We start from the raw sequence: 9,065 nt of genomic DNA, 5'->3' as shown, positions 1-9,065 counted from the left end.
CTCGATTCGTTGCGGTGGGTCGACCCGTGGACGCTGGCGAACTTTTTGATGACCGAGCACCCTCAGACGATCGCATTCATCCTGTGCCTCCTCGAGCCGATCCGCGCTGCGGAAATCCTGTCCCACTTCGGGGAGGAGCTGAAAGCCGACGTCGCTATGCGGATCGCCATGACGGAGAGGATCCCCGAGACCGCCATAGAGGAGATCCGGGACGCCCTCGAGGGGCAGCTGGACGTCGGCGGCGTGGGCACGGGGATCAAGGTGGGCGGGAAAAAGACGATCGCCGAGATTCTGAACCAGTCCGACCGCTCGACGGAGGAGGCGCTCTTCCTGAAGATAGAGGAGCAGGACAAGGCGCTTGCGGAGTCGATCCGTGAGCTGATGTTCGTCTTCGACGACATCGTGGATCTCGACGACCACGCGATCCAGGCGGTTCTGAAGGAGGTGAGCACGGAGGAGCTGAGCCTTGCCCTGAAGACGGCCTCGGAGGAGCTCAGGAAGAAGATCTTCAAGAACATGTCGACGCGTGCGGCGGATATCCTCAAGGACGAGATGTCGACGAAGGGGCCGGTCAAGGTATCCGACGTCGAGAAGGCGCAACAGAAGATCGTCACCGTAACGAGGAAACTGGAACAGGACGGGAAGATCGTCATCGGCGGACGGGCGGGAGAGGAGCTCGTTGTATAAGGGGAAGCTCGTCAAGGACGCGAAAGTGGCGAAGTACGTCCTTCCTTCGTTCGAGGGGGCGGCGGAACCCGCGCGCGGAGGGCGTCCGGAAGGACGCGGGGGAAGCCATTCCGCACAGCGAAGCCCCAGGGATGCCGTGCGCGAGGCGCAGCTCAAGGGTTTCGATGAGGGGAGGAAGGCAGGCCTGGAGAGCGTGGAGAGCGAAGCGGCACGGCTTCTCGACGGCTTGAAGAGCGCGGTTGAATCCGTGCATGCGCTGCGGGCGCAGATCGCGAAGGAGGCGGAATCCCAGGTCGTCGAGCTTGCGGTGGCGATCGCGCGCCGGGTCCTGATCGAGGAGATCGCCGTCAACCCCGACCTGATCGCCTCGATCGTGAAGGAGGCGATCAGGAAAATCGAAAGGACAGGGCCGGTGACGGTGAAGGTGCATCCGGACCTCTACAACATGATTTCGGGCATGCGGGACGGGCTCGCGGAGTCGCCGGCGGAGATCGTAATCGACGTCGACCCTTCCGTGCCCCCGGCCGGGCCCGTCGTCACGGGGACCACGGAAGAGGTGCTCACGGACATCGACGAACAGCTCCGCGTCATCATCGATGAGATCAGGAGTGCGCGTGCAGCACGTTGATCTGTCGCACTGCATCGACGCCGTCCGGAAATCGGAGCCCCTGCGGGTTTACGGCAAGATCGTCGAAATAACGGGGCTGCTGATAAAGGCGACCGGCCTGTCGGTGAGGATCGGGGAAGCGTGCGAAATTTCATCCGACGACGGCCCTCCCGTGAAGGCGGAGGTCGTGGGATTCCGCGACGGAAAGGCGCTGCTGATGGCGATCGGCGACCTGTCGCGGATCAAGCTCGGGAGCCGGGTCCATTCCGTCGGGAAGAAGGTGTTCGTCCGCGTCGGACCGAAGCTCGTCGGCAGGATCATAGACGGGATGGGAAATCCGATGGACGGAAAGGGGCCGCTCCGCGGAGTTGAGTATCCCCTCTACGGCGTCTCCCCGGATCCACTGACGCGGCGCAGGATCATGGAGCCCATCGACCTCGGAATCCGCGCCATCAACGGTTTGCTCACCTGCGGCAAGGGGCAGCGGATCGGGATCATGGCGGGGCCCGGAGTCGGCAAGAGCGTGCTGCTCGGGATGATCGCCAAGTACACCGACGCCTCCGTCAACGTCATCGCGCTGACCGGCGAGCGGGGGCGCGAGGTCCGCGAATTCATCGAGCGGAACCTCGGAGAGGAGGGGATGCGAAAGTCCGTCCTCGTCGTCGCGACATCGGAGCAGCCGGCCCTGATGAAGCTTCGCGCCGCGTTCACGGCAACCGCGATCGCCGATTATTTCAGGGACCGCGGGAAGGACGTTCTCCTTTTCATGGACTCCCTGACGCGCGTGGCGATGGCGCAGAGGGAGATCGGCCTGGCCCTTGGAGAGCCTCCGACAACCAAGGGATACACTCCCTCGCTGACCGTCATTCTCTCCAAGCTCCTGGAGCGGGCGGGCACCACGGAAGGGAAGGGGAGCATAACCGGGTTGTACACCGTTCTCGTCGAGGGGGACGACCTTTCGGACCCGGTGGCGGACGCCTCCATGGCGATCCTCGACGGGCACATCGTGCTGTCCCGGGACCTTGCCGTGGAAAACCAGTATCCAGCCATAGATATCCTCCGTTCCATCAGCCGGGTGATGCCCGACATCGTCGAGCCGACCCACAAGGATGCGGCGGGCCGTTTCACCGAATTGCTCGCGACCTACCGAAAGCACGAAGACATGATCACCATCGGCGCGTACAAGGAAGGGACCAACCCCAAGGTCGACCGCGCGATACGGAAGGTCGACCTCCTGAAGGGATACCTGAGGCAGGGTATGGACGAGCGAAGGGATTTCCGGGAGAGCGTCGCGCAACTCCACCAACTCTTCAGAGAGGAGGCACGCGATGAACAAGCTCGGAACGATCGGTAAGATCCTTCAGATCAAGGAATGGAGGGAAGAGGAAATAGAGGTCGAGGTTCGCAAGCTGCGCGACGCGGTAAGCGCCCACGAATCCCGTATAGGCTCGCTCGAAAGCGCATACCTTGATACTCTCGACTCGTTCAACCGCAAGCAGGGCGACGGGTCGCTCCGCCCGAACGAGATGGGGATCTATTACAGCTACTTCTACCACCTCCAGAAGGAGATGGACGCGATGAAGGCCGACCTGGCCCGAATACTCGCCGCGCTGGACATCAGGCAGAACGACCTTGTGGAAGCGCACAAGGAGACGCGTGTCGTCGAGACCCTCAAGGACCGGCGCACGCGGGAGCGGGCGAAAGAGGAATCGCAGCGGGAACGCAAGGAGATGGACTTCCTGTCGTCCACGAAGCGGAGAGACCGTTGAGCCTGCACATGTATTTGTTCCGCATGGCTTGCCGCGCTTCCGCGGTCGCCGCGATGCTTGCGGTCTTCATCGGCCCGGCCCCGGCCGTCATGGCGGCGCCTCCCGACGCCGCCGGCAAAGATGGTTCCGTGCAGGAGCGCGGCAAGGGCGCGCCGGGAATGGCCGAGAGGGAACGGGCGTTCAAGGCGGAAGAGGAGCGGCTCCTTGCACTCCGGAAGGAAATCGACGAGAAGATCGCCCGGTATGAAAAGCTCGTCGGACAGGTCCAGGAGAAGGAGAAGAAGAAGCAGAACGAAGCGAACGCAAGGACCGACCGGATCGTTCAACTCTATGAGGGGATGCCCCCCGAAGGAGCCGCCGCAAGGATCGCTGCGCTCGACGACGGAACCGCCGCGACGATCCTGTCGAGGATGAAGAGCCGCAAGGCCAGCGCTGTCCTTTCGCTCATGGAGCCGAAGCGGGCGGCCATACTCACCCGGAAGATGGCGAGTCCCGGCGACGTGAAAAATTTTCCCTCGGAGTGATTTTTTTCCCCCGTAAGATCTGCCGCCCCCACTGGTTTAAAGAATAACCCTTTACGATTCGATGGTTGGTGAAGTGGCACGCTCGTTGTATTAAGGACGGCCATGAAAACACTTCTCCCATTCCCCGATCGATCGGCATCTCCCGTGGCATGCAACCCCGCGGCGCATGGACGGCGGCCCGCTTCCTTTTCGCCGTCCGACCGCAGCCGCTTCGAGAGGATCCTCGCGGAAAGCGGTTCTTCCGCGGAAAAGGGCCGCCCCGTAGAGCCCCCGAGGTCGGAAAGGGCGGACGCGCGGGCGCGTGAAAAGAGCGAGCGGAGCCGCGAGGGCGAAACGGACCGGCCGAAGGATGTGAAAGAGAATGGCGGGACCAAAGAGCCTGGAAGGACGAGGAACACGGAAAAGACCAGGGAATTGAAAGAGTCAAAAGAGGCTGAAGCGGCGGAGGAAACGGATTCGGCGGGAGAAACTTGCCGGGCGGAAGAAACGGATACCGCGGGGGAAACGAACGAGGAGGAGATGACGTTCGAAACGACGATCGCGGCGGAATCGGCCGATGCCGCCCCGGTTCTTTTATCTGCCGCCCCGTTCGTCATGCCCATGATCGAAACGATTTCCACCGATTCTTCCGCTTCCGCAACGGCGGGAGGGACCATAAACCCGGAAAGCGTTCCCGTGATTGCCCCCCCCCTGTCCGCCTTGAAGGAAACCTCGCCTGAAGCGATTCCCGGTGGCTCGCTTGCCGGGTGCACCGAAGGAGAAGAAGCCGCCGTTGCCGCGGAAGCGGCCGCGGACGCGGATAAAAAGGTTGCCTCACCGGCCGCTTCCCGCACGAAAGGGACTCCGTCTCATCCGGCGGCGCTGGAAAGCAATGAATTTCCCGGGGACCTCGCGGTAATTTCAGGCGTATCCGGAGACGGCGCGGACCCGGCGGCGGCGGAGATTCCGAAAGCGGGCGATGATGCGACAGGCGCGGGGCGCCTTGAGAAACCGGCCAAGGCATTTGCCGGAGAGACGCATACCGTTCCGGAGACTTCGCAGGGAAGTTCGAAGGCATCGGGCCGGGATGCGGCGTCCGCCTTCGTGAGCGCAGCGGATGCGGCTGCGGAGTCGGCCTTGGGGATTGAAGCCCGGGAGAAGGAGACGGAACCCGCAGCGGTCAAGATCGAAGGGAGTACGGATACGGGCACTTCGCATCCGGTGGCCACGGACCGCCTTGCGGCGGAAAAAACCGACACCGCGCATCGCGCCGCTCCCGCGCAGGGACAGAAGACCGTCCGGTTCGGGGAGCACGACTTCGTCATCCAGCGGAAAAGCGACACGTCGGTAGAGGTGACACTTTCCCCGCCGGGCGTCGGAAAGCTGGAAATCGAAGTCGTCCTGGAAAAGGGTGTCGTGAACGCCAGGATCACCGCAGCCGATTCGGCCGGCCGGGAGCTCATCGCGCGGAACCTTCCCGACATAGTGGAAGCGCTCGCCAGGGACGGCATGAATATCGGCGGATTCACGGTTTCGCTCAAGGACCGCAGGGACCGTTCCGGGGAAGCCAGGCAGCACGGCGCCTCTTCCGAAAGCGAGGAGCGGATCCGCGCCGCCGCATCGCCGGGCGCGCCTGCGAACGCATCGTCGTCGGGACTCGTCAACCTGTTCGTCTGAGAAAGGAGAAGTCATGGCTCTGACCGGATTGATCAACGCAACCGCGGCATCGACGGCCGCCGCGAACTCGGCGACGAAAAATACGGTTTCGAAGGACGATTTCCTGAAGCTTTTCGTTACGCAGCTTCAAAAGCAGGACCCCATGAACCCCATGGACAGCACGGCGTTCACCGCCCAGCTCGCGCAATTCAGCTCGCTGGAACAGCTCACGAACATAAGCGACGCCCTCGATACCGTGCTCCGGTACCAGGGCTCCCTCCAGAATACGCTCGACGCGACGCTGATCGGAAAACAGGTGGGGTACGGCGCCACGGACTCGTCCGGGGCCGACATAACGAAGTACGGGACGGTGACCGCCCTGACTTTCGATCAAGGCAGCACCACGGTCGTACTTGAGGATGGCACGAAGATCGATCCCAGCTCTATTTCAGAGATCAGATAACAAGGAGGAAGGAAGATGCTGACATCGCTGTTCACCGCAATCAGCGGAATGGACGCCAACGGTACCGAACTGTCCGTCATCGGCGACAACATCGCCAACATGAACACCGTCGGGTTCAAGAAGAGCCGCGTCGCCTTCGGCGACGTGCTGAGCCAGTCGATCACCAACTCCGCCGGGTCTGTCCAGGTCGGCCGCGGCGTCTTCGTCCAGGAGGTAGGCCCGCTCTTCACCCAGGGCGCCTTCGAGACCACGGAAAACGCCCTCGACCTTGCGATCGACGGCGACGGCTTCTTCACCGTGAACGACAACGGGGCGCGGTACTACACGCGGGCCGGGCATTTCGAAGTCAACCGCGACGGATACATCGTGAACTCCGACAGCCAGCGGCTCCAGGGATACCTCGCGGACCCATCCGGGAACATCACCGGAACGAACGGCGACCTCCAGGTCATCGCCACGCAGAGCCCCGCGCTGATTACCGGCTCCGCGAACGTCGCTGTGAACCTCAACGCCGCTCTCGAAATCGAAACGAACGCTTTCACGCTCGACGGGGACGGCGACGGAACGTCGAACGACCCGCTGAATTACAGCTCGTCCACGACGCTCTCCGTTTACGACTCCCAGGGCGGCACCCACCAGGTGACCCTCTACTACACGAAGACCGACGACAACGAATGGGATGTCCACTACGTCTACCAGGACCCGGCCGACACCTCCCGATACCTTGAGGCGACGAACAGCCCTCAGACGCTGACTTTCGACACGGACGGAAACCTGACGGGCGTGACGGGCAGCGACCCCGTGTTCGATTTCGGCACGAGCGTAACGGCGAACCAGAGCATAGATTTCGACCACACCGGCACGATGCAGTTCGCCTCGAACTTCGCGGTGCTGAAATTGGACCAGGACGGTTATCCGTCCGGTTCCTTGCGCAACCTCGTCATATCGGACGCCGGGATGATCACGGGCATCTTCACGAACGGGCAGACACGCGTCATAGGCCAGGTGACCCTGGCGAAGTTCATCGCCCCGACCGAGCTGGCGAAACTCGGGCGGAACCTCTACGCGGAATCGTACGACTCCGGGCAGCCGATCATCAGCGCCCCTGCGACCTCCGGGCTCGGCAAGGTCGCTTCGAACACGCTGGAACTCAGCAACGTCGATTTGGCGGTGGAGTTCGTAAAGATGATCTCCGCACAGAGAGGATTCCAGGCGAACTCACGCATCATCACGGCGACCGATGACCTGATGCAGGAGGTCGTCAACCTGAAGAGATAAGCGTATCCATGACGCCAATCCATTGACGTTGCCACGGGCGCTTTATGGGTACGCTGTTCTAAGCAGCCGGATTAGTGAATGAATTCTTAATGGGAGGCTTTGGCACGGATAATGCTCATATTGGATGTCGTCGGAATTCCATTGCTGTGGGGGAGAAAATGGGGCAGGAAGAGGAAGGCCGCCTGGTCGAGGAAGCGACGCTGCTTCGCTGCGTAGCGGAATTGCTTGCCGGAGCGAAGAACGTGGAAAAGGGGCTTGTCCGTGTCGCCTCCCTCCTCTCCCGCTTCCTCGGCGCCGACCAGGGCGCATTTCTCGTCCGCCGCGATGAAGAATGGATGCTGGCCGGCTGGCGGACCGACGAGGATTTTTCACGTATTCTTCCGCGAACGCCCTGCCTTGTGGTTCGGGCGGTGCCGGTCGCCTTCTCCGACGACCTCGGCCGCGCGTCCGCCGCCGGTGAAAACCGCAGGAAACCCGCCGATTCCGTCGCGATGCCGGTGCGCATCGGGCGCCGGCGCCTCGGGTTCGGAATTTTCCGGATGGGGGCGGACCGTGTCCCCGGGCGAAAGATCCTTCGCCTTCTCGACGTCGTCGGGGTCCAGGTGGGCGCATTCTGCGAGAACCGTTCAGTGGGCGAGCAGGTCCGGACCGACAGGGATCGTCTGGCCTCCCAGAACGAGGAACTCGGACGGTTGCTCCGTTTCAGCATGTCGCTCCACGCGAACCAGGACGCGGACGCGATGTTCAAGTGGCTGTGCCGGGAATTCGAGGCTGTTTCCTTCGTCTCCGGGATCGAGCTTCTCTCGCTGCATGACGGCGAGCCGGCGGTGCGAATCGGCGCAACGCCGGGGATAAAGGCCCAGGCAGCGAGAGACGGACGCGCCATTGCAAGGGGATGGTCGGAAATCCTTTCCTCCCGTCATCGCATCCACATACCTGCGGCCGATATCCGGGTCAAGCGGTTTGCAAGCCTCTCTCCCGAGCCCGGCCGCCGTCCCAGGCTCGTGAGAGCCTCACGGAAGATCGAAACGCCTTTGTTCCATGCCGAACGCCTTGTCGGGATCCTTTCCCTGCAAGTGGCGATCCGTCCGGAGGACGACCGCCGCATCGACCGCCTGGTCGAATCCGTTTCCGGCCAGATCGCGCTATTCCTCAACAGGAGCGCCGACATGGAAAAAATCCGCACCTCCGCGAATCACGATGCTCTCACCGGCCTTCTCAACTACATGTCGTTCCAGGACATATTCGAACGAGAGTTCGAGCGGTACCAGCGGTACTCGCGGAACATGTCCCTGCTGCTCCTCGACCTGGACAACTTCAAGGGGATCAACGACACCTTCGGCCACCAGGTCGGCGACCATGTGCTCCGCCACGTCGCGGGAATACTTAAGGCCAGCATCCGGAAGACCGACTATGCTTTCCGTTACGGGGGCGACGAGTTCGTCATACTGATGTCCGATGCGAACGCGGAGAGGGCGGCCGTGCTTGCGCAGAGGATCAGGACAAAGGTGAGCCGGGATATCCGCGGAGTCTCGCCGTACGAATTCACGGTATCCACGAGCATCGGGATCGCCGATTGCGGGTCGATCTCCTCGATGGAGCGGGAGGAGCTTCTCCTCAGGGCGGACGGCGCACTCTACCGGGCCAAGAACGCAGGGCGGGACCGGGTCCAGGTCGCGCCTGAGCGCGTTCCGCTTGAGACCGCAAACGTCGGGGCGGCCGCGCCGCGCTTCCGCCGCGAGCCATCCGAGCTGCGCGTCACCCAGGGGGCGCTCTAACCCGCTGCCGCGTTAAGACTGCTTCGAATTGTCCGTTTTTTAACGCAATGGATGGCCGGGAGCGACGGTCAGTACATCAATTCCTTCAACTTCGCCCAGTCGATCTGCGAAGCTATCCCCGCCGCGCAGGACTCTTCCGCGCCCCTGATCTCCACCACGATCGTCTGAAACTTTTTGTTGTCGTTGGCCGAAGCATATTTCGCCGAAACCCCGCCCGGGAATTGTTTCCATGTTTTGCCTAAAAATACAGCGGTCGTTTGGGAATTTGTTCTGAACGCAAGGGCGCCGGGATTCCTGGTTCCGCTCGCCTTCACATCGACATCG

Annotated in this window: 10 protein-coding genes; 9 read left to right on the top strand and 1 reads right to left on the bottom strand. The window is 62.3% G+C overall.

The window, feature by feature from the left end; genetic code table 11:
• The 9 genes from fliG to HY896_01715 form a co-directional block, all read left to right on the top strand.
• Positions 1-687: flagellar motor switch protein FliG (gene fliG, locus HY896_01755; GenBank protein MBI5575069.1), on the top strand; the 687-nt coding region annotated here is incomplete at its 5' end.
• Positions 680-1,315 carry a hypothetical protein gene (locus tag HY896_01750; protein MBI5575068.1) on the top strand — a complete coding sequence of 212 codons (636 nt, stop codon included), beginning with the start codon at positions 680-682 and terminating at the stop codon, positions 1,313-1,315. The genes fliG and HY896_01750, both read left to right, overlap by 8 nt.
• Positions 1,284-2,648, top strand: coding sequence for a FliI/YscN family ATPase (locus tag HY896_01745; GenBank protein MBI5575067.1), 1,365 nt, complete (start codon positions 1,284-1,286; stop codon positions 2,646-2,648). The genes HY896_01750 and HY896_01745 overlap by 32 nt, the downstream gene beginning before the upstream one ends.
• A complete protein-coding gene (gene fliJ, locus HY896_01740) occupies positions 2,623-3,063 on the top strand; it encodes a flagellar export protein FliJ (GenBank protein MBI5575066.1) in 441 nt (146 codons plus the stop codon). Before HY896_01745 ends, fliJ begins: the two co-directional genes overlap by 26 nt.
• The gene (locus HY896_01735) at positions 3,060-3,587 is read left to right on the top strand and encodes a MotE family protein (GenBank protein MBI5575065.1); all 528 of its coding nucleotides are present in this window, start codon (positions 3,060-3,062) and stop codon (positions 3,585-3,587) included. Before fliJ ends, HY896_01735 begins: the two co-directional genes overlap by 4 nt.
• A 102-nt stretch (positions 3,588-3,689) precedes the next feature.
• A complete protein-coding gene (locus HY896_01730) occupies positions 3,690-5,243 on the top strand; it encodes a flagellar hook-length control protein FliK (GenBank protein ID MBI5575064.1) in 1,554 nt (517 codons plus the stop codon).
• Between the two features lie 13 nt (positions 5,244-5,256).
• A complete protein-coding gene (locus HY896_01725) occupies positions 5,257-5,685 on the top strand; it encodes a flagellar biosynthesis protein FlgD (GenBank protein ID MBI5575063.1) in 429 nt (142 codons plus the stop codon).
• A 15-nt stretch (positions 5,686-5,700) separates the two neighbouring features.
• A complete protein-coding gene (locus HY896_01720; GenBank protein MBI5575062.1) occupies positions 5,701-6,963 on the top strand; it encodes a flagellar hook protein FlgE in 1,263 nt (420 codons plus the stop codon).
• Between the two features lie 158 nt (positions 6,964-7,121).
• A complete protein-coding gene (locus tag HY896_01715) occupies positions 7,122-8,741 on the top strand; it encodes a GGDEF domain-containing protein (protein MBI5575061.1) in 1,620 nt (539 codons plus the stop codon).
• A gap of 68 nt (positions 8,742-8,809) precedes the next feature.
• On the opposite strand, the gene HY896_01710 is transcribed toward HY896_01715, so the two are convergent.
• On the bottom strand, positions 8,810-9,065 hold a 256-nt coding region (locus HY896_01710; GenBank protein MBI5575060.1), incomplete at its 5' end, for a hypothetical protein.

The organism is Deltaproteobacteria bacterium, from assembly GCA_016218975.1.
In the GTDB taxonomy this organism is placed as follows: Bacteria; Desulfobacterota; Deferrimicrobia; order Deferrimicrobiales; family Deferrimicrobiaceae; genus JAENIX01.
This window is presented reverse-complemented; position numbering and strand designations above follow the sequence as displayed.

Bases quoted from the DNA above. Each gene is read 5' to 3' on its own strand.
- HY896_01745 (MBI5575067.1), top strand. From the start codon at position 1,284: ATGAGATCAGGAGTGCGCGTGCAGCACGTTGATCTGTCGCACTGCATC.
- fliJ (MBI5575066.1), top strand. From the start codon at position 2,623: ATGAACAAGCTCGGAACGATCGGTAAGATCCTTCAGATCAAGGAATGG.
- HY896_01730 (MBI5575064.1), top strand. From the start codon at position 3,690: ATGAAAACACTTCTCCCATTCCCCGATCGATCGGCATCTCCCGTGGCA.
- HY896_01725 (MBI5575063.1), top strand. From the start codon at position 5,257: ATGGCTCTGACCGGATTGATCAACGCAACCGCGGCATCGACGGCCGCC.
- HY896_01720 (MBI5575062.1), top strand. From the start codon at position 5,701: ATGCTGACATCGCTGTTCACCGCAATCAGCGGAATGGACGCCAACGGT.
- HY896_01715 (MBI5575061.1), top strand. From the start codon at position 7,122: ATGGGGCAGGAAGAGGAAGGCCGCCTGGTCGAGGAAGCGACGCTGCTT.